This window comes from Shewanella litorisediminis (genome assembly GCF_016834455.1).
GTDB classification, from domain to species: Bacteria; Pseudomonadota; Gammaproteobacteria; order Enterobacterales; family Shewanellaceae; genus Shewanella; species Shewanella litorisediminis.
Genome location: NZ_CP069213.1, coordinates 446,124 through 465,494, shown reverse-complemented (window position 1 = coordinate 465,494; position 19,371 = coordinate 446,124). Strand labels below are relative to the sequence as shown.

General features: G+C 56.9%; 18 protein-coding genes. 10 read left to right on the top strand and 8 right to left on the bottom strand.

Translation table 11 applies throughout. The features are described 5' to 3' along the window. Position 1: 1 nt before the first annotated feature. Positions 2–1,327, top strand: a complete 1,326-nt coding sequence (hslU, locus tag JQC75_RS02095; protein ID WP_203325860.1) for an HslU--HslV peptidase ATPase subunit — start codon at positions 2–4, stop codon at positions 1,325–1,327. 109 nt (positions 1,328–1,436) lie between these two features. Here the strand turns inward: hslU and JQC75_RS02090 are convergent, their stop codons facing one another. Then, the gene (locus JQC75_RS02090) at positions 1,437–2,006 is read right to left on the bottom strand and encodes a lipid-binding SYLF domain-containing protein (RefSeq protein WP_203325859.1); all 570 of its coding nucleotides are present in this window, start codon (positions 2,004–2,006) and stop codon (positions 1,437–1,439) included. Positions 2,007–2,216: 210 nt separating this feature from the next. Between JQC75_RS02090 and JQC75_RS02085 the strand changes: the two genes are divergently transcribed. Both JQC75_RS02085 and JQC75_RS02080 read left to right on the top strand, forming a co-directional pair. Next, a complete protein-coding gene (locus tag JQC75_RS02085) occupies positions 2,217–2,798 on the top strand; it encodes a histidine phosphatase family protein (protein ID WP_203325858.1) in 582 nt (193 codons plus the stop codon). Positions 2,799–2,931: 133 nt separating this feature from the next. After that, a complete protein-coding gene (locus JQC75_RS02080; protein WP_203325857.1) occupies positions 2,932–4,224 on the top strand; it encodes a Xaa-Pro dipeptidase in 1,293 nt (430 codons plus the stop codon). 17 nt (positions 4,225–4,241) lie between these two features. On the opposite strand, the gene JQC75_RS02075 is transcribed toward JQC75_RS02080, so the two are convergent. The 4 genes from JQC75_RS02075 to JQC75_RS02060 all read right to left on the bottom strand — a co-directional run bounded on the left by JQC75_RS02075 (position 4,242) and on the right by JQC75_RS02060 (position 9,369). Beyond that, positions 4,242–4,493: a hypothetical protein gene (locus tag JQC75_RS02075; protein ID WP_203325856.1), complete on the bottom strand. Its 252-nt coding sequence runs from the start codon at positions 4,491–4,493 to the stop codon at positions 4,242–4,244. Positions 4,494–4,509: 16 nt separating this feature from the next. Next, a complete protein-coding gene (locus JQC75_RS02070; protein ID WP_203325855.1) occupies positions 4,510–5,421 on the bottom strand; it encodes a GGDEF domain-containing protein in 912 nt (303 codons plus the stop codon). Positions 5,422–5,665: 244 nt separating this feature from the next. After that, the gene (locus JQC75_RS02065; protein ID WP_203325854.1) at positions 5,666–6,013 is read right to left on the bottom strand and encodes a DP-EP family protein; all 348 of its coding nucleotides are present in this window, start codon (positions 6,011–6,013) and stop codon (positions 5,666–5,668) included. A 131-nt stretch (positions 6,014–6,144) separates the two neighbouring features. Continuing rightward, positions 6,145–9,369 carry an nSTAND1 domain-containing NTPase gene (locus tag JQC75_RS02060; protein WP_203325853.1) on the bottom strand — a complete coding sequence of 1,075 codons (3,225 nt, stop codon included), beginning with the start codon at positions 9,367–9,369 and terminating at the stop codon, positions 6,145–6,147. Between the two features lie 118 nt (positions 9,370–9,487). On the opposite strand from JQC75_RS02060, the gene JQC75_RS02055 reads away from it, so the two are divergent. Beyond that, a complete protein-coding gene (locus JQC75_RS02055; protein ID WP_011758549.1) occupies positions 9,488–9,868 on the top strand; it encodes a gamma-butyrobetaine hydroxylase family protein in 381 nt (126 codons plus the stop codon). A 272-nt stretch (positions 9,869–10,140) separates the two neighbouring features. Beyond that, complete coding sequence (locus JQC75_RS02050; protein ID WP_203325852.1) at positions 10,141–12,471, top strand: M4 family metallopeptidase; 2,331 nt, start codon at positions 10,141–10,143, stop codon at positions 12,469–12,471. Positions 12,472–12,546: 75 nt separating this feature from the next. On the opposite strand, the gene JQC75_RS02045 is transcribed toward JQC75_RS02050, so the two are convergent. Further along, positions 12,547–13,065, bottom strand: a complete 519-nt coding sequence (locus tag JQC75_RS02045) for a hypothetical protein (RefSeq protein ID WP_203325851.1) — start codon at positions 13,063–13,065, stop codon at positions 12,547–12,549. Positions 13,066–13,163: 98 nt separating this feature from the next. On the opposite strand from JQC75_RS02045, the gene ubiD reads away from it, so the two are divergent. The 3 genes from ubiD (at position 13,164) to JQC75_RS02030 (ending at position 16,341) form a co-directional block, all read left to right on the top strand. Further along, positions 13,164–14,645 carry a 4-hydroxy-3-polyprenylbenzoate decarboxylase gene (ubiD, locus tag JQC75_RS02040; protein WP_203325850.1) on the top strand — a complete coding sequence of 494 codons (1,482 nt, stop codon included), beginning with the start codon at positions 13,164–13,166 and terminating at the stop codon, positions 14,643–14,645. A 122-nt stretch (positions 14,646–14,767) separates the two neighbouring features. Beyond that, positions 14,768–15,466 (top strand): NAD(P)H-flavin reductase, encoded by a 699-nt coding sequence (gene fre / locus JQC75_RS02035; RefSeq protein ID WP_203325849.1) that lies wholly within the window; start codon positions 14,768–14,770, stop codon positions 15,464–15,466. Positions 15,467–15,570: 104 nt separating this feature from the next. Beyond that, positions 15,571–16,341, top strand: coding sequence for a substrate-binding periplasmic protein (locus tag JQC75_RS02030; protein ID WP_203325848.1), 771 nt, complete (start codon positions 15,571–15,573; stop codon positions 16,339–16,341). A 13-nt stretch (positions 16,342–16,354) separates the two neighbouring features. Here JQC75_RS02030 and JQC75_RS02025 read toward each other — a convergent pair whose 3' ends face one another. Then, a complete protein-coding gene (locus tag JQC75_RS02025; protein WP_203325847.1) occupies positions 16,355–16,645 on the bottom strand; it encodes a helix-hairpin-helix domain-containing protein in 291 nt (96 codons plus the stop codon). Positions 16,646–16,740: 95 nt separating this feature from the next. Between JQC75_RS02025 and JQC75_RS02020 the strand changes: the two genes are divergently transcribed. Continuing rightward, entirely contained in the window at positions 16,741–17,319 is a 579-nt protein-coding gene (locus tag JQC75_RS02020) for a nucleoside triphosphate pyrophosphohydrolase family protein (protein ID WP_203325846.1), read from the top strand. Between the two features lie 103 nt (positions 17,320–17,422). Then, positions 17,423–18,502: a TMAO reductase system periplasmic protein TorT gene (torT, locus tag JQC75_RS02015; RefSeq protein ID WP_203325845.1), complete on the top strand. Its 1,080-nt coding sequence runs from the start codon at positions 17,423–17,425 to the stop codon at positions 18,500–18,502. Here torT and ubiA read toward each other — a convergent pair. Then, positions 18,453–19,325: a 4-hydroxybenzoate octaprenyltransferase gene (gene ubiA / locus JQC75_RS02010; RefSeq protein ID WP_203325844.1), complete on the bottom strand. Its 873-nt coding sequence runs from the start codon at positions 19,323–19,325 to the stop codon at positions 18,453–18,455. The genes torT and ubiA overlap by 50 nt on opposite strands. Positions 19,326–19,371 lie beyond the last annotated feature (46 nt).

The window sequence follows — 19,371 nt, the reverse complement described above, 5'->3', positions numbered from 1 at the left end:
CATGTCTGAAATGACCCCCCGCGAGATTGTTCACGAGCTGGACGCACACATCATTGGTCAGCAGAAGGCCAAACGCAGCGTGGCCGTTGCCCTGCGTAACCGCTGGCGTCGCATGCAGCTGGACGCCGCCCTGCGTCACGAAGTGACCCCCAAGAACATACTGATGATTGGCCCCACCGGCGTAGGTAAAACCGAAATCGCCCGCCGTCTGGCCAAGCTCGCCAACGCGCCCTTTATCAAGGTGGAGGCCACCAAGTTCACCGAAGTGGGCTATGTGGGTAAGGAAGTGGAGCAGATCATTCGCGATCTGACCGATACGGCCATCAAGCTCACCCGCGAAGTGGAAATGAAGAAGTGTCGTACCCGCGCCGAAGAAGCCGCCGAGGAGCGGGTACTGGACGCCCTGCTGCCGCGCCCCAAAAACGACTGGGACAACAGCAGCGACGACAACTCTTCCAGCCGTCAAATCTTCCGCAAGAAACTGCGCGAAGGTCAGCTGGACGATAAAGAAATCGAAATCGACATCGCCGGTCCGCAGATTGGCGTGGAAATCATGTCGCCCCCCGGCATGGAAGAGATGACCAGCCAGCTGCAGAGCCTGTTCCAGAACATGGGGCAGGCGCCTGCCAAGCGCAAGAAGATGAAGATCAAAGATGCCCTCAAGCAACTGGTGGATGAAGAAGCCGCCAAGCTTGTGAATCAGGAAGATCTGAAAGAAAAGGCCATCGAACTGGTTGAGCAGAACGGCATCGTCTTTATCGACGAAATCGACAAGATCTGTAAGCGCGGCGAAACCTCGGGCCCCGACGTGTCCCGTGAAGGGGTGCAGCGCGACCTGCTGCCCTTGGTGGAAGGCTGTACCGTTAACACCAAGCACGGCATGGTGAAGACCGACCATATCCTCTTTATCGCATCGGGCGCGTTTCAGATGTCCAAGCCATCGGATCTTATCCCTGAGCTGCAGGGCCGCTTGCCTATCCGTGTTGAGCTGGATGCCCTCACCGCCTCCGACTTCAAACGTATTCTCACCGAGCCCCATGCCTCGCTCACCGAGCAGTATGTGGCGCTGATGGCCACCGAAGGCGTGACCATCGAGTTTACCGAGTCGGGCATTGACCGTATCGCCCAGGCCGCCTGGCAGGTGAACGAGCGCACCGAAAACATCGGTGCCCGCCGTCTGCACACCGTCATGGAGCGGCTGATGGAAGACATTTCCTTCGAAGCCAGCGACAAGTCCGGCAGCAAGTTCACCATCGACGCCGATTACGTGAATGACCACCTGGATAATCTGGTGCAGAACGAAGACTTAAGCCGCTTTATTCTGTAAGCCATCAGGGTAAGCAGCTTTGCCTGATAGCGCGAAGCGTTTAAACGTAAAAAGGCCGGGAATATTCCCGGCCTTTTTATTGCCTGCTCATCCTTATTCGCGATGAGCCTTAATTGAATTGCGCCACATCCTTGTCAAAGTTGGTAGGCCAGAATTTGTATCCCTGGACCGTAGCCTGAGCAGCGGCTCCCCAAATTGCCGACTGGAACACCTTTACTCCTCCCACATCGAAGGAGGTATTGGCCGCCACCTGGCCGCCATCGTTTTCGTGTCTGGCAGAGGCTTCTGCTCTGGCACCAGCATCCCAGCCCTCTTCACGAAAACGCTTCATGGCAGCCGCATCGTGGAAAGTATAAAGGAACGCCACCTTTTTAAACCCTATCCCCAACCCGGCACCCAACGAAGCAAAGCGATAATATTCAGTCTTGCCGCCACTGTTTAAGGTACAAATCCCTCCCCCTGTTGAGGCTGCAAACAGGTAGCTGTCGTTGCCGGTACAGATCAGGTACCCCAAACTCGATGACACTGCGGACTTGGCAGTTGGGTGATCTTTGTAAATACCCTGCAACGCGCTGGCGGTCTCTTTTCTGGCGTTGGCTTTCTTGGCCTCGGGAGAGGAGCCAGTAGCGCAGCCACCAAGCAATAAAATCAGGGAAATTACTATGTATCCAGGCTTCATTAGCGGATCCTTTTTCAGTTAATGTAAAACATCCAAAACTCTACCTTGCCACAACGCAATTCGCCAACTGATTCAACGTTAACGGGATATACTTCACGGTGCGTAGCGGTGAGCCCCCGGTTGATACACTGCCCAAAGCCCTCTTGTCGCTATCAGCCACCTCGGCTAGAGTCCTGTCTTTAAGCTGCCGTAATTCCTTAAAGGTTTGTTATGCCCACTGACATCTACCTGCTTCGCCACGGTCAAACCGAGTTCAATGCCCAGCGCCGCTTGCAGGGCCATTGTGACTCGCCCCTCACAGCCCTTGGCAGGGAGCAGGCCAGGGCCTATGGCCGGGCACTCAGGGGATGCGGCAAGCTCGACGACTATGCGCTGGTCGCGAGCCCTTTGGGGCGGGCCATGGAAACCGCGTCCATAGTGGCTGAAGCACTGGGACGCCGCCCAGACAGTGTCATCCCGGAGCCGCGGATAAAGGAAGCAGGACTCGGGGCTTGGGAGCAAGAACACATCCCCGATATCCACAGCAGTTGGCCGGGACTCGAGGCCATACCCGGTTGGTACATCAAGGGCCCCGGCGCCGAACCCCTCGGTGCACTGAGAGACCGCCTGCATCACTGGCTGGAGGATCCGGCCACGCCGCAAAAGGTGATTTTGGTGTCACATGGCGTCACGGGTGTGGTGCTCAGAGGCCTGCTGCAAAACCTTGGCGATGACGAGATGTGGCGCCAGGATAAACCCCAGGATGCCTTTTATTATTTCAGCCAAAACCGCCTGCACCGGATATCCTGCTAAGGTCTCTCGCCAGAGCTGAAACCCTTGAAAGTAAAGACCCTTGCCAGGGCGTTGTTGCGCCCGGGTCGCTGAGGTATGCTCAAAAGTCTGCCCGCTGCCGGGCAACGTTAAATAACAACAACGAGAACATCCGATGCGTCAAAACTCATCCCTGCCCCGCTTGTCATCCTTGTCCCTGTCATTGGCGCTGTCGATGGCCATGCTGCCCTTTTCGGCATTGTCAGCAACCTTTATCAGTGCCGATGCACTGCTGGATGTACGCAGCGGCAAACTGGTCGAATCGCCACTGCTGAAAATCGAAGATGGCCGCATTGTGGAACTGGGTACCCAAGGCGGGCTCGACATCCCGTCCGGCAGTGAACTCATTGAACTAAAAGGCAAGACCCTGTTGCCGGGGCTGATGGACATGCACGTGCATCTTGGCAGCGATGCCGAAGATAACTTTCTCGAGTCGATGAATTACTCGGTGCCACGGCAAACGGTCAAGGCGGTAAAGAACGCCAAAAAGACCCTCGAAGCCGGCTTTACCACAGTGCGGGATCTGGGGGATTCGGGCTACAGCGTGATTGCGGTACGCGATGGTATCAACGCCGGAGAAATTCCGGGCCCACGTATTTGGAGCGCGGGCCATTCCCTCTCAATCACCGGTGGCCACTGCGACGACAACTTCAGCGCGCCCGAGATGCATTCGGTGGCAGGCGGCGTGGCAGATGGCCCCTGGGCTGTGCGGGCCAAAGCGCGTGAAAATATCAAGTATGGCGCCAACACCTTGAAGATTTGCGCCACCGGCGGTGTGTTCTCCAAGGGCACCAAGGTGGGCGTGCAGCAATATACCGAAGATGAACTCCGGGCCGCCGCCGAAGAAGCCCATCAGCGCGGGCTTATCATCGCCGCCCACGCCCATGGCACCAGCGGCATCAAGGCCGCCATCCGCGCCGGCATCGACAGCATAGAGCACTGCAGCTTCCTCGACGATGAGGCCATCAAGCTGGCCCTGAAACACGGCACCTACCTTAGCTGCGATATTTACAACACCGAATATACCCTTGCCTTTGGCGCCGCCAATGGCGTACCCGAAGAAAACATCAATAAAGAAAAACAGGTGTCCAAGGCCCAGCGCGACAGCTTCCGTAAGGCCACCAGGGCCGGAGTCAAAATGGTATTTGGCTCGGATGCCGCCATCTATCCCCATGGCGACAACGGCAAACAATTTGCCACCATGGTGCAATTTGGTATGACGCCACTGCAGGCGATTCAGGCAGCCACACTCACCAGTGCCGCCCTGCTGAAGCAACAGGATATAGGCGAGTTGAAGCCCGGTTTCCTGGCTGACATCATCGCTGTCGATGGCAATCCGCTGGACAATATCCGCCTGCTGGAACATGTCAGCTTTGTGATGAAAGACGGCAAGGTGTTCAAAGGCTGATGGCCCTTGCAGCCCTTTCAACACAGGTGGTCAAAATGATTGAGCACTCCGTGTAAATAGGCCTTTTCGCTGCCGTCGAGATGGGGTTGCCGGGATAGGTTTTTAAGATCGCTCACGATGCACCGGGCCGAAGGCTCGGTGCAAATCCCCTTCCACAGCGACAGTGCAGCCTGCTGCGGTGTGCGGCCATAGCGTTTACGTTGCAGCTCGAGGAAGGTTTCGGCCCGCTTGCGGCCGCAGCCCAGCTTGGAAATCGCCAGCCAGTTCATGGCATCCCTCCCCCGCTCAGTCCGACAGAATTATCTTGTTTCTGCCTTCGCGCTTGGCCCGGTAAAGCGCGGTGTCTGCCCCCAGCAGCATGGCATCGGCAGTGCGAAACTGGCCACTTATCTCACAGGCAATCCCCTGACTGACCGTCAGCAATGCCCCCTCTGGCAACCCCATTGACTTAATATCGATGGCACTTATCGCATCAGACACCTGTTTGGCTATCAATTCGGCCATGGCCGCATTAAAGCCGGGGAGCAGCAGCACAAACTCCTCACCGCCGAATCGCGCTGCCAGGCATTGTGGTGAAGGCAGGGCAGAAGCCAGCGCCGCTGCAATGCGCCTCAAACAGTCATCCCCCTTTAAATGGCCATAGAGGTCGTTGAACTGCTTGAAAAAGTCCACATCCACAATCACCACACTGATGGGATGTCGGCGAATAAGACATTGGCGCCATTGCTTCTCCAAGGCCTCCATCAGGGTACGGCGATTGGCCAGGCCGGTTAAATAGTCGGTGGCCGCCAGCGCAGTGAGCCTTTGCACCTCCGCCTTTTGCGAAGACAAGTCCTCAAAACCCACCAAAAACAGCGGCAGCAGCCCCTGCACAAACGATAGACTCAGCTTCACCCACAAGAGGGCACCGTCCACCCGCCGAAGCTGCACTTCCCTGGCACCATGCTGCAGAGCATGATGTTGTCCATCGGCTGCAGACTGCAGCTCCCGGTAGAGTCCCTGATATCCACTCTCCAGCCAACTTGGCCAAAGCTCCCCGACAAAGGTCTCGGCTTCATCCCCCAGCAATGCCGCTGCAGCTGGATTAACACACAGCACCTTGCCTGAGGCATCGGCTAACACCATGGGCTGCTGAAGACACTGAACCACCTCGGCAACGGCGGCAAACTCACAATAATTTTCCTGGACGGGGTACATGGCTGGCTCCTGACGGTGTGTCCTATGCCAACCACTTTAGAATGCGGCGTCAACTTTAACCTTCCCCCAAGCTTACGACGCAAAGCACTGATATTAAATGATAAAAACACACATTACGAAGCCTGGCTTCCGCTGGGAGACTATCTTTTGCCGCCCAAATTGGCCAAAACCTGGGCTCCACCCGCCATTGCAGCGCCCAAAAAAACACACCCGGCACAGGGCCGGGTGTGTTTGTCGTACCAAGTTACTTCACGTCTTTATTGATGACCTGGGGGTCAGGGCTGCAAAGTTGCAGCGTGCTGCCGGCAATGTTGAACACCAGTCTGAAACCGGTCTTGCCGACTATGGTATCGGCGTCGTAGAGGGCCAGGGTGGTTTCATTCAGCAACTCCACCGCATCTATCACCCGATCAAACGGGGTAGCAAAGGCCGCACCGGCAAAACTCAGGCCTTTGCCGGTCTTGTCCTGCAACGAATAAATAATCTGGGTGCCTGATTCGGTCACGACCACGGGCCCTGCCGGCACATAGTTAAATACCGGGGTGTTATTGGCATCGAGAGACACAGTGACCTGAATATTCTGAACTGACATGGGTTTTCCTTTATTTTCTGTCAATGCGCCCCCGCCGCGGGGGCTGCTGAGACCATACTAACAAGCTTGCCTGATAACACCTTCTGGCAAGCTTACGGGGTAATAGATTGATTTTATTTTATAAAACCAAATCAAAAAGCCTGGAACCTAACCCCCTGAGCGGCAAGCGGGCCTTTAAGGGCATCGGCAGCATCCGTCTGCCCCAGGCATTCCAATGCCATCACATAGGGACGCACAAAGCGGGGAGCCTGTGACACGGCAACAATCGGGTCGAGGCGGGTTTTCACCGACTGGCACATGGCGAACTTTACCTCGTTCGTTCCCTGAGCCAACTGGCTCTGTACCAACAGCAGTTCGGCCTCCGCCATCCGGGCCTTATCTTCCCAGTCGTCGGACACCTGTGCAGCCCCTGCCGACAACACAGCGATTGCCTGCTCGGCCATGGCTTCGGCGGCGGCAAAATGCCCAAGTTGCAATAGCCGTCTACCGGCCGCGAGCGGATACAGCTCGGCAAACTTTTGCTGGCGCTGGAGCGACAACGTCTTAGCTTCGGCGCCCAGTCGCTGTCTGCTGGCTTCCAATTCAGCCTCGGAGCCGGAACCTATGCCGAGTTCAATCTCGTGCAGACCGGTTATCAACAGGTCGTAGCGCCAGGATTGGTTACCCGGGTCTTTGGCCAGGGCCTGAATGCGAATGGCTTTGGCCCTGAGGATGGCTTCCCTGGCTGCGTCGGTATTGCCAAGCCACTCGTACAGACGGGCAAGATTGGCCTGACTGTGGGACAGACGGTCGAGGGCGTAGGCCTCACTGGAGCGCCCAAGCAGTGTGCCAATATCCGTATGCAGTTTCACTGCAAGGGGAATATCCCCCGTGGCCATGGCCGCACTGGCAAGCCAGGATTGGGTATCGGCCACGTCGGCAATCAGCTGGCCATCGTCGGGGGCGTCGCTGAGCAGCTGTAACTTCAGGGCGAGAGAAGCCTCAAACATTTGCTGAGCCAGGGGGTAATCCTGCAGCTTCATGGCGAGACTGCCGAGGGAGTTTTCGGCATAAGAAAGCTCCAAACGCGCATCCCGGCTTTCCGGTGCCAGTTTCACCATGGCTTCACTGTGCTCAAGGTATGCCCCGAACCAGATTTTTACCGCTTCCCAGTTGTTGTTGTCGTACTCAATCTGCCCCAGCCAAAACGCATTGGCGCCCAGGGTTTTGTACAGTTCGAGCTGAGGCACATCACGGCCTCTGAGGGGCAATAGCTTATCCCGCGCTGCCAGCAGCGCCGCCCTGGCCTCATCGGGCTTTTCGCGGCTGTAGGCCACCTCCCCCATGGCCTCCAGTGTCTGACCGTGGCGGAACAGGGCTGCCACTGACAAGCTGGCGTCGGGCGTACTGAAATAATCCAGCGCCTTGTTGCTGACCCCATCGAGCAGATCCATACGGCCGATGCTGCGCAGCCGGTCGGCGAACTGGCCCACCATAAAGCCAAGCAAGTCTTCCGCCGCGAGACGCCGCTCGGTGGCAAGACGCTCGGCCTGCATACTCCTGACACCCATCACCACGGAAATCAGGGTCAGCATGCCAAGCAGGGCTACTGTGCCGCGTTTTACCCAACTGCGGCGCACATCCCGGGCGAGGGAGGCATGAATAAATTCACGGCTCTGCTCATCGAGCGCCAACTGTCCCTCTTCAAGAAGCTGCCTTGCTTCCAGCATGGGCTTGCCCGGCCCGAGCAGGTAGTCACGATCACGCCCGGCACTCTGCCAGCGGCTGGCCTGATGAAACAGGCGCGACTTGAGCGCCAGCAACTGCCGATGTTCTTCAATCCAGCGCGACGCCCTGCGCCAGCGCCGCAGCAAGGCTTCATGGGCCACACTGAAGCTGGGCTGGGCGCCCTCAAGATGGGATACAAACAATCTGCTGTCCACCAGTGCCTGTACCAGTCGGCGCTCGTCCTCGGTGCAAAGCTCACTGTAACGGGCGCTGCGACTGGTTACCGACAGCTCGTCTTCCTTAAGGGTAACGAGCCGCGCCAACACCCCGGGCAGAGCGGCGCGGGTGGCGGCGCTCTGGTCAGCCAAAGCCTCATCGGCGGCGCGGCCGATGGCGCCTTCGATGCCGCCCAGTCTGTGGTAGACATCGAGCTTTAGCTGATTGGATTCATCCCGCGCCAGATACAGCGCCTGCAACAGGTACTGCAGCATGGGCAAGGCATCCGGACTCTCGGCCGCCTCGCGGCAGAGAAGCTCATCCAGCCCCAGCGCGCTGTCTTTATCATGCTCCCAACTGAGCCCCGCTGCCGCCGCAGGCAGGCGGATCATCTGCAGCAAGGATTGGCGACTGGGTGGCTCAAGGTCAAAGTGTGCGCCATTGCCCTTGCCCGCCATCAGCACACTGTGGCTCACCACCAACGGGTAAAAGTCGTTACGACAGGCACAGAGCACCAGCACGGCGCCACTGCGGGACAGGGTATCGAGCAACGCCAAAAACGCGCTTCTGTCTGTTTCATCAAACGCAGGCGAAGAGAGCAGGACTTCAAGCCTGTCTACCACCAGTGCAAAACGCGGTTTTTCCCAGCGTCCGGATGGCAAGGCCGCCAGCAAACGGCCAGTGACAGACTCGCTGCTCTCGCCAAGCATAAGGGCGAGAGTGTCGGCGCTTTCCCCCTCAAATACCGGCTTATCATCCACCTCCCAGTCGAGCATGGCCGATGCCAGCTCCAGCATCAGCGCACCCGGGGCCACATCGGCCATATCCAGCCCGGCGCTGGACACCAGACCTATGCCATTTACTCCCTGGGAGGTACTGAGGTTGGGCAGAATACCTGCGTGGATCAGCGACGTCTTACCGCTGCCACTGGGGCCAAGCAGCAAACACAGGCCCCGGCCACTGCGCACCTGACGATGGATATTCTCAAGCAGGGTGTTGATTTGCTCCCGGCGGCCGAAAAACACGTCGGCATCCTGGCTGCCAAAGGGGCGCAGCCCAGGAAAAGGTGACCCCGCCTGCCACACGCCTTCTGCGGCACCCTGTTCATGACCAGATGGAAAAGAAACAGCCGCCAGGGTGCGGTAGCCACGGCGGCGCAGGGTTTCGATAAATTGGGGATTGGTAGCACTGTCATCCAGGGCACGGCGCAGCACGGCGATGGTTTTGTGCAGCGGATTATCGCCTGTCTCAAGCCCGGCCCAGCAGGCATCCAGCAGCTCGTCACTGCTGACCACCTCGCCCTGGCGCTGACACAGATACAAGAGTACCTCCATGGCCTTGGGCTCCAGCTGGCGGCTGAGACTGCCGCGACTGATGCGGTTGCTTTGGGGCGACACCTGCCAATCGCCGAAGAAGAAAATTGTCTCTGTCATCCCTTTGAGGCCCTCTGTGACCTTGGCTGGAAAGCCACACCTTTTTCTGTGTTGCGGGGTTCACAATCATCGCAAAGCGAGCGACCATATCCGGGTTAATCCACGGTCAGGAGCCCCCATGAGCCATCCCCAGGTTGTATCCCTTAAGCTGAAACGAAAATCACGTCTGCTGGAAGTGGGATTTGATGATGGCAGCCAGTATCAGCTGAGCTGCGAATTCCTGAGGGTGTATTCCCCGTCGGCGGAGGTCCACGGCCACGGCAACCCGGTACTGGTTACCCATAAAAAGGACGTCAACATCACCGCCATCGAACCCGTAGGTAACTACGCGGTTAAATTAGTGTTTGATGATGGCCATGATACCGGACTTTATTCATGGCAGGTATTGCACCAACTGGCTACCAACCAATTAAATTTGTGGGAACAGTATCTCGCCCGTCTGCGTGCGGAAAAAGGCTCCAGAGAGCCAATGATCCCCATGAATATCAGTTATCGCTAGCGTTTCAGGGGCCGGAACAATCTTCCGGCCACCTAGTCGAAAGTAGCATCCCGCGCGGAGTAAAAGCCGCCAGTATAGTGCGTTTGTGCAATTGCCCATCCATTTACAGCTCAATAACATGAGGCTTTGTTGAGGTTAACAACCTGTAACAGCGGGCCTCACTATCCCGCATAAACCTGTTGAGCCATGGCCATTCGCCGGACCTCCGGCAGATGGCACTAAGGAAGTGCTTCGCGGCAGCTTAGCCGCAACACAACAAGGACAAGTCACTTATGCGCAAGCAACAACTCTCACTCTTGTTTATCGCCATTTCGGCAACCCTGGGTACCTCAGCCTATGCCGCCAACGTGGTAGACGTGGCCAAGATGCGCCATGCAGCCGCCGGTGACATCGGCAGTGTGCTGCAACTGGCCCCCGGCCACGAGTTCCGCACCGCCAAGCAACTGGATCTGGGCAAAGGCCTGAAGAAAGAGCGTCTGCAGCAATATTTCCACGGCGTGCCTGTTTATGGTTTCTCCGTGGCCGCTGATCGCTCTGAAATGGGCTTTTACAGCAACCTCAAAGGCCAGATGCTGGCCAACATAGATAAAGATGCTGCTTTTGCCAAGCCCAGCCTGAGCAAAGACAAAGCCCTGGAAATCGCCAAAGCCGCCAAGGGTGGCCAGGGTCTCAAGGCCGGCAAGACCCGTAACGACAGTGCCCAACCCTGGATTATCCTGTTCGGCAAAACACAGGAGCCACGTCTGGTGTATATCACCTCTTACGTGGTTGACGGCGACACTCCAAGCCGCCCATTCACCATGGTCGATGCCCACACGGGTGAAGTACTGGAGCGTTGGGAAGGCCTGAACCATGCCGGCACAGGTACAGGTCCCGGCGGTAACATCAAGACCGGCCAGTATGAATACGGTACCGACTTCGGCAATCTGGACGTGGAAGTGAATGGTGACACCTGCACCATGAACAACGCCAACGTGAAAACCGTCAACCTGAACCACGGCACCAGCGGTAACACGGCATTCAGCTACACCTGCCCACGCAATACCGTTAAAGAGATCAACGGTGCCTACTCACCGCTGAACGATGCCCACTACTTCGGTGGCGTTGTGTATGACATGTACGATCAGTGGTATGGCACTGCGCCCCTGTCCTTCCAGCTGACCATGCGCGTGCACTATGGCAACAACTACGAGAACGCCTTCTGGGACGGCAGCGCCATGACCTTCGGTGATGGCCAAAGCTACTTCTACCCACTGGTGTCTCTGGACGTGTCGGCACACGAAGTGAGCCACGGCTTTACCGAACAGAACTCTGGTCTGGTGTATGCCAACCAGTCTGGCGGTATGAACGAAGCCTTCTCGGATATGGCGGGTGAAGCGGCTGAATTCTTTATGAAAGGCAGCAACGACTGGCTGGTTGGCGCTGATATCTTCAAAGGCGACGGTGCCCTGCGCTACATGGCTGACCCAACCCTGGACGGCAAGTCTATCGGTCATATCGACGACTACTATGATGGCCTGGATGTGCACTACAGCTCAGGTGTATTCAACAAGGCCTTCTACACCCTGGCGACCACGGAAGGCTGGGATACCCGTAAAGCCTTTGAAGTGTTCTTGATTGCCAACCAGATTTACTGGACCCCCAACAGCCTGATGTATGAAGGTGCCTGTGGTGTTCGCAATGCGGCCTCCGATAAGGGCTACAGCACTGCCGACGTAGATGCTGCCTTTGCCGCCGTGGGTGTTACGCCCTGTGAAGTGCCACCACCACCGCCACCACCAGAAGCCGACGTGATGCAAAACGGCGTCGCCGTGACTGACATCAGCGGCGCTTCTGGCAGCAAGCAGTATTGGACCCTGGACGTCCCAGCCGGTGCCAGCAATCTGGTGTTCAATCTGTCCGGCGGCTCAGGTGATGCCGACCTCTATGTGAAGTTTGGTGCTCACCCAACCAGCACTGACTACGATTGCCGCCCTTATGCAGCAGGCAACAACGAAAACTGTGCCATCAGCAATGTACAGCAAGGTACTTACTGGGTGATGCTGAATGGCTACAGCTCGTACAGCGGCACTACCCTGGTAGGCAGTTTCGATGGCGGCAGCACTGAGCCAAACGAAGCTCCTGTTGCCAGCTTCACCGCTGACTACACCGGCGCCCTGTATAACTTCACCAGCACTGCTACCGACTCTGACGGCAGCGTTGTGGCCTGGAGCTGGGACTTCGGTGACGGTGAAACCGCGACCGGTTCTGCTGCAAGCCATCAGTATCTGGTAAGTGGCAGCTACACAGTGACCCTGACCGTGACCGACGATGACGGTGCCACCGCCAGCACCTCTGAAGTGTTCAACGTGGAAGTGCCTGCCGCCGAGATGGACCTGAGCATCACCAAGGTGAATGTGTCACGCCGTGGCAGCGCCCGTATCGGTCTGGAATGGACCGGCAACAGCGCCTCTTACACTGTGCTGCGTAACGGTGAAGCCGTAGGCAGTACCAGCGCCAACAGCTATGTTGACCGCTTCACTGCCACTGCCGGCAGCAGCGTCACCTTCCAGGTGTGCAACTCCGATGGTGGTTGCTCCGACATTGAAACCGTAAGCTTCTGATAAGCAAACCGGTTTAAACTGAAAACGCCGTCCAGTGGACGGCGTTTTTTATTATTTACTCACGCTTGAGGTCACTTACGGCAACGGCATATAACGCTCGGTCTGCCAGTCAAAATGGTATCTCTGCCCCTGCCATTCATACTGAGGTTTGCCGTCCACCATGATCACTCTGGCGTTTTGCGGCAAAGAGGCCAAGCCTTCAACCTGTTCCCGGGAACGGGTGATCATGGCCGGCGGCACCGGCCGTGGCTGGGTCATCAGCCGCTGGCGTTCGCGCTCAGCCTGACGCTCATGCTCCCTTTCTCTTTCCGCCCAAGCACTTTCCGCCCAAGCCCGCTGCTGCCAATACCAGCTGTCGTTGTAGCGCCAAACGGGATCGCGATAGAAGGGGTCGCGCCAACCCCAGCCGATGCCGGTGCGCCAATAGGGTCCCGGATAGCGCCAGTGGCCATAACCGCCGCTGGAATAACTCAGGCCAAGACCATTGTGATTGCCTATCCACACCGAGGTGCTTAGATCAGCCAATGCAGGCAAGGGCGCGGCGGACAGGGCCAGTACCGCCACCACGGCCACAGAACACCAGGACTTTGTCATACTCCCCCCCCTGCCCGGGGCGCTTTTGATTCCGCCAACGGGGCTTTAATGGTATAGTGCGCGCCACAAAAGGGTTTTGCAAACAGAGGCATTTCCATATGAGTTTTAAGGATTTACGTAGCTTTATCAGCCACCTCGAAGAGTGCGGCGAGCTTAAGCGCGTCAGCTATCCGGTTGATCCTTATCTTGAAATGACTGAAATCGCCGACCGCGTGTTGCGTGCCGGCGGCCCGGCGCTCTTGTTCGAGCAGCCCAAAGGCCACAGTATGCCGGTACTGGCAAACCTCTTTGGCACGCCCAAGCGTGTCGCCATGGCGCTGGGTAAAGAAGACCCGTTGGCGCTGCGCGATGTGGGTGAGCTGCTGGCCTTCCTCAAAGAGCCTGAGCCACCACGGGGTTTTAAAGATGCCATCGCCAAAATCCCCATGTTTAAGCAAGCGCTGAACATGCCGCCCAAGACAGTGAGCCGCGCGCCCTGTCAGGAAGTGGTGTTGTCTGGTGACGATGTTGACCTGACCAAGCTGCCCATTCAGCACTGCTGGCCCGGTGACGTGGCACCGCTGGTAACCTGGGGTCTGACCATCACCAAGGGCCCACGCCAGAAGCGTCAGAACCTCGGCATTTACCGTCAGCAGCTTTTGGGCAAAAACAAGCTCATCATGCGCTGGTTGTCCCACCGTGGCGGCGCCTTGGATTTCCGGGACTTTCAGGAAAAACACCCGGGTGAAAACTACCCCGTGGTGGTGGCGCTGGGCTCAGATCCCGTGACTATTTTGGGCGCTGTGACCCCAGTGCCGGACTCCATGAGCGAATATGCCTTTGCGGGCCTCTTACGCGGCGAGCGCACCGAAGTGGTGAAGGCGCTGTCCTGTGACCTCGAAGTACCGGCCACCAGCGAAATCATCCTCGAAGGTTACATAGCCCCCGGCGAGATGGCCGAGGAAGGTCCCTACGGCGACCATACCGGCTATTACAACGAAACCGACAGCTTCCCTGTGTTTACCGTGACCCACATTACCCACAGGAAAGATGCCATCTACCACAGCACCTACACCGGCCGTCCACCCGATGAACCGGCCATGCTGGGGGTGGCACTGAACGAAGTGTTCGTGCCGATTTTGCGAAAGCAATATCCTGAAATTGTTGATTTTTACCTGCCACCCGAAGGCTGTTCCTATCGAATGGCGGTGATCTCCATCCGTAAGCAATACCCGGGTCATGCCAAGCGGGTGATGATGGGCGCCTGGTCGTTCCTGCGCCAGTTCATGTACACCAAGTTTATTGTGGTGGTGGATGAAGATGTGGACTGCCGCGACTGGCAGGACGTCATTTGGGCCATTACCACCCGTATGGATCCCACCCGCGATACCGTGATGATAGATAACACCCCCATCGATTATCTCGACTTTGCCTCGCCGGTAGCGGGCCTCGGCTCCAAAATGGGCCTGGATGCCACCAACAAATGGGAAGGCGAAACCAATCGTGAATGGGGTACCCCAATCGTGATGGACGAGGCGGTGAAACGCAGAGTGGACGATATTTGGGACGAACTCGGTATCGACCAATCCCCGACGCTATAATCCCCCAACAGCATGTAATGCCAAAATAAGGGTGCCGCACAGCGGCACCTATACTAAAGACACAGTAAAGAGAAACCCTTCACAGAAAGGGAAAGCATACCAAGAGGTTTCAAAGAACACAGATGAACAGCATTCGTTGTAAAGTCCTCAGTATCACGCCGTTCAACGACGCCGTGTATCAGGTTAGCCTGGCTCCGGAATCGCCACTGGAGTTCAAGGCGGGCCAATACCTGTGCGTGGTGATGGGTGAGAAGGACAAACGCCCTTTCTCCATCGCCTCGGCCCCCGGCAATGACACAGTGGAGCTGCACATAGGTGCTGCCGTCAGTGAAAGTTACCCCATGCAGGTGATTGAACGCCTGAAAACCGAGACCCATATCCACATCGAAGCGCCGGGCGGCGACGCCTTCCTGCGGGAAGACAGCCACCGACCACGACTGCTCATCGCCGGCGGAACCGGTTTCTCTTACATCAAGAGTATTGTCGAGCAGCAGATAGCCTTGGGGCAGAAGGTAGAAACCACCCTCTACTGGGGCTGCCGCACCCAGGATGCCATGTATTACGAATCCATCGCCCGCCAGTGGCACCAGGCTCACCCCTGGCTGCACTTTGTGCCCGTGGTGGAAGAAGCTCCCGAGGGCTGGGAAGGCAAAACCAACAACCTGCTGGCGCAAATCAAGGCCGATTTCATCAGCCTCGTCAGTTACGATATCTACATTGCAGGCCGCTTCAACATGGTCGGCGCAGCGCGGGAACTGTTCCGGGAAATGGGAGTTGATGAAGCCCATCTCTACGGCGATGCCTTCGCCTTTATCAAGTAACCTGACAGCAAACGCGAATTTAAAATCCCGGCAATGCCCGGGATTTTTTACGCCCACGCCCGGGAGAACTACACTCAAAGAATCCGGGCAATGAGGGCTTGTCCATGCATCACGCCATCCGGTTTTCAGTGCTGCTCCTGCTTGTGTTGGCTGGTATGACAACACCCATGGCACAGGACAGATTGGGCTCATTGTCGTTTCTGACCGAAGAATACCCGCCTTTCAATTTTACCCGCGATGGCAAGGTGCAGGGAATTGCCGTGGATTTACTGCTGAGCGCCGCCGCGCTTGAGGGACAAGCTATCAGCCGCGACGCTATCCGGGTCTACCCCTGGACCCGGGCCTACGCCATGGCGCTGCGGGGCCATCATATGGTGCTGTTTTCCACCACCCGCACCCCACAGCGGGAATCCCTGTTTCATTGGGTAGGCCCCATAGCCCCGATGCGGATAGTACTCATCGCACCAAAACAGCAGCACATCCGCATTGAGTCGCTGGCAGACCTGCAACACAAGCGCATTGGGGTGGTCACCAACGACATAGGCGAAGAAGTGCTGACACAGCTTGGCCTGGCGGACCAACTTCAATCCAATGCCAGCGCCGACTTGCTGCTGAAGATGATGGCCCGTGGCCGTATCGACCTATGGGCCTACGAAGAGACCGTGGCCAAATGGCTTATCAAAGAGGCGGGCATGAGTTTTGATGACTTTGAGGTGGTGTATCTGCTCAGAGAAGCCGAGCTCTACTACGCCTTCAGCCGCGATGTGCCCGAAGCGTTACGAATGCAACTACAGCATGCACTGGATTCGCTCAAGACGCCCATGGCAGACGAAAGCAGCAGCTGGGCCACCATTACCCAGAAATACCTGCACTGATAAAACACGCCGATTAAAGATCAGGCCACAGGCGTTTGCGATCATCGGTGTAATGCCACCAGGGCTTGGGTTCTTCCCCTTCGCTGAAAGCCACCAGAGACATAAATACATCCAGCACACAGGGATCCTGGCGCTGGGCAGTCAGCTCGCATAATTTCAGGTACAGTGCCATGGGCTCCTGTCCCTTAAGACCATCCACTGTGTGAATTCCCAAAAGCTGCAGATCCTTGGCCGTAGCTGGCCCCACATTGGGCAAATCGGTGAGCTCATGTAAACGGTTTCTGTCGACCTTGTCAGGGTTCATCTTTTCTCCATCCTTGCGTGGCAGCTTTCTTTGCCTCGGGCGAGGCAATTCTTTATCATCCCGAGTCTCACGTAATTTCCGCAAAAAGGCGAGCCATGAAACTGACCATGCTGACTCCGGCACTCTACGAAAAGCTGTACCGGGATATCCACGAATTTCGCACCACCTTTGATTTACCAGTGGAAGACACTGCCAGCCTGGATGCCAAAGCCGATACCCTGCACTCTTCATTGATCATTGAAGAACTGACCGAGCTTGCCGAAGCCAATTGCAAGGTCGAGCAGGCCGATGCCATAGTGGACAGCGTTTATGTGCTTATGGGCCGCGCCGTTCATCTGGGCGCCAAAACCGCCGATGCCAAGCTGGAGATCAGCTACTTTATCGATGTACTGCTGCATGTTGCCGCCAACCGTGGCATCAATTTCGAAATCTGCTGGGATGAAGTGCACTCCAGCAACATGAGCAAGGTATGCCGCACCGAGCAAGAGCTGGCCGACACCATTGCCCACTACGCAACACAGGGCGTGGACATTGTGGGGAGTCGTCAGGGCGACTTCCTCATTGCCAAGTGCGCCAAGGACGTGGAGCTTGAAGGAAAAACCGTGCGTCAGGGCAAGGTGCTGAAATCTGTGTACTACCGCCCCGCCAACTTAAGCGCACTGGTCGCTGGTTGATACACCTTTTTAATGGCCGGTACAGAATTTCTGTTTCAGCTGCTGTCAATTCAATAACCCGCGACTAGGCTTAATCAAAAGGACGTCTGTCACCCATAGGATCATGAATATCTTTCTTCTACTACTCAGCCTCATCGTCTTTCCCGTTTTAGCAGATAGCCCTGCGCTGGAGATGCATATCGACGGCAAGAACGGGATTTACCAAGCACCCGATAAAGCTACCCGCCCATGGCGCATCTGTGCGCTACTGCCCCATGGCAAGGACCATTACTGGTGGGGCGTTGCCTGGGGGTTGTCGCAGGAAGCGGAGCGACTGGGTGTGGAGATTGGCATCTACAATGCCGGAGGTTACGACAAACTGGAAGTGCAACAGCAGCAACTGCGCGACTGCCATAAACTCAAGGCCGATGCCTATATTATTGCGGCCATTTCGGCCGATGGTCTTAACGAACAGGCGGCGCTGTTGATGGCCGATGGGATTCCGGTTATCGATCTGGTAAACGGCATGAGCACCGACAAGGTGAGCAGCCGCTCTCTGGTGCAGTTCTCGGATATGGTCCGGGCAGCTGTGGAATTTATGCTGTCACAGACGGCCGCAAAGACGCGCCAAATCGAGCTTGGTTGGTTCCCGGGGCCGGAAGGTGCCGCGTGGGTAATGGATGCAGAAATCGGTTTAAAAAAAACTATCGTCGACCAAGCGATACAGCTTCACCATGGGGGCTACGGGGTTACCGAAACTTTTGTTCAAGCTAATCTGGTGCGCAATATGGTGGCAGAACGTCATCCGGACTACATCATCGCCAATGCGGTGGCCGCCAGTATTGCCAGTAAATACTTTATCGACGGCAAACGCGGTAACACCAAGGTTATTTCTTTTTATTCCAATCCCCAGACGATAGAACTGGTCCGGGATGGCAGGCTGCAGGCCACGGTCACCGACTCGCCGGTGCTGCAGGCCAGGGTGGCTGTGGATCTGACGGTGCAGTGGCTGGAGCAGGGCAGTGCACCCCGACTGGTCAGCCCGGTTATTCAGGTCCTGACCAGTGAGAATCTGGCTGAGGCAGATTTAAGCCTGACGCTGCCGCCGGAACATCAGTGGATGATCCATCAGGACCTCTCCCCCATCGGCGGCGCTACAGCGCTGCAACGGCGTAATCAGCTCCAAGAGCCAAAAACAGACTGAGCCCGGCCCAGTTGTTGTTCAAAAAAGCCTTGAAACAATCGCCCCGCTCACGGCCATGAATGAGCCGTTGCTGATAGGCAGAAAAGCCAACAAAGGTCAGAATACCCAGACCATACAGCAGGCCGCGGTCGCCACTCCAGCCCGCGGCGATAAAGCACCCCAGGGCCGCAAGCTGAAAGGCACCGATAATTTCACGGTCAAATCGGCCAAATAAAATCGCGGTCGACTTAATCCCTATCTTGAGGTCATCATCCCGGTCGACCATGGCATACATGGTGTCGTAGGCCACGGTCCAGCACCAGTTGGCGGCAAACAGCCACCAGGCTGAGGCCGGCACCTCGCCGGTTTGCGCCGCGTACGCCATGGGAATGGACCAGCTCCACACCACCCCCAAAAACATCTGTGGCATATTGGTCCAGCGTTTGGTGAAGGGGTAAATGATGGTCAGTATGATGCCCACCACCGAGAGTTTTACCACCAGCGGATTGAGCAGCAACACCAGCGAGAAGGCAAACAGCCCCAACACCACAAACAGCGTCAGGGCCTCGGCAACAGTGACCTCACCGCTGGCCAGAGGCCGGGTTCTGGTGCGGGCCACATGGGAGTCGAGCTTACGGTCGGCGTAGTCGTTGATGATGCAGCCACAGGCGCGCATCACCACCACCCCAATGATAAAGATGATAAGCACCGGTAAGTCGGGCATTCCGTCAGCGGCCAGCAGCAGCGCCATCAGGCAGGGCCACAGCAGCAGCATGGTGCCTATGGGCCTGTCGAGTCGCATCAACCGGTAATAGGCATCCCATTTTTGCGCCATTTTGGTCATTTTCTTTCCTTGTCCCCGTTTGGGGTCATCGCGCGGTTGTTATCTT

Bases quoted from the DNA above. Each gene is read 5' to 3' on its own strand.
- JQC75_RS02090 (WP_203325859.1), bottom strand. From the start codon at position 2,006: ATGAAGCCTGGATACATAGTAATTTCCCTGATTTTATTGCTTGGTGGC.
- JQC75_RS02055 (WP_011758549.1), top strand. From the start codon at position 9,488: ATGAGCCATCCCCAGGTTGTATCCCTTAAGCTGAAACGAAAATCACGT.
- fre (WP_203325849.1), top strand. From the start codon at position 14,768: ATGAACAGCATTCGTTGTAAAGTCCTCAGTATCACGCCGTTCAACGAC.
- JQC75_RS02030 (WP_203325848.1), top strand. From the start codon at position 15,571: ATGCATCACGCCATCCGGTTTTCAGTGCTGCTCCTGCTTGTGTTGGCT.
- JQC75_RS02060 (WP_203325853.1), bottom strand. From the start codon at position 9,369: ATGACAGAGACAATTTTCTTCTTCGGCGATTGGCAGGTGTCGCCCCAA.
- JQC75_RS02025 (WP_203325847.1), bottom strand. From the start codon at position 16,645: ATGAACCCTGACAAGGTCGACAGAAACCGTTTACATGAGCTCACCGAT.
- JQC75_RS02080 (WP_203325857.1), top strand. From the start codon at position 2,932: ATGCGTCAAAACTCATCCCTGCCCCGCTTGTCATCCTTGTCCCTGTCA.
- JQC75_RS02020 (WP_203325846.1), top strand. From the start codon at position 16,741: ATGAAACTGACCATGCTGACTCCGGCACTCTACGAAAAGCTGTACCGG.
- JQC75_RS02070 (WP_203325855.1), bottom strand. From the start codon at position 5,421: ATGTACCCCGTCCAGGAAAATTATTGTGAGTTTGCCGCCGTTGCCGAG.
- JQC75_RS02050 (WP_203325852.1), top strand. From the start codon at position 10,141: ATGCGCAAGCAACAACTCTCACTCTTGTTTATCGCCATTTCGGCAACC.
- torT (WP_203325845.1), top strand. From the start codon at position 17,423: ATGAATATCTTTCTTCTACTACTCAGCCTCATCGTCTTTCCCGTTTTA.
- hslU (WP_203325860.1), top strand. From the start codon at position 2: ATGTCTGAAATGACCCCCCGCGAGATTGTTCACGAGCTGGACGCACAC.
- ubiD (WP_203325850.1), top strand. From the start codon at position 13,164: ATGAGTTTTAAGGATTTACGTAGCTTTATCAGCCACCTCGAAGAGTGC.
- JQC75_RS02045 (WP_203325851.1), bottom strand. From the start codon at position 13,065: ATGACAAAGTCCTGGTGTTCTGTGGCCGTGGTGGCGGTACTGGCCCTG.
- ubiA (WP_203325844.1), bottom strand. From the start codon at position 19,325: ATGACCAAAATGGCGCAAAAATGGGATGCCTATTACCGGTTGATGCGA.
- JQC75_RS02085 (WP_203325858.1), top strand. From the start codon at position 2,217: ATGCCCACTGACATCTACCTGCTTCGCCACGGTCAAACCGAGTTCAAT.
- JQC75_RS02065 (WP_203325854.1), bottom strand. From the start codon at position 6,013: ATGTCAGTTCAGAATATTCAGGTCACTGTGTCTCTCGATGCCAATAAC.
- JQC75_RS02075 (WP_203325856.1), bottom strand. From the start codon at position 4,493: ATGAACTGGCTGGCGATTTCCAAGCTGGGCTGCGGCCGCAAGCGGGCC.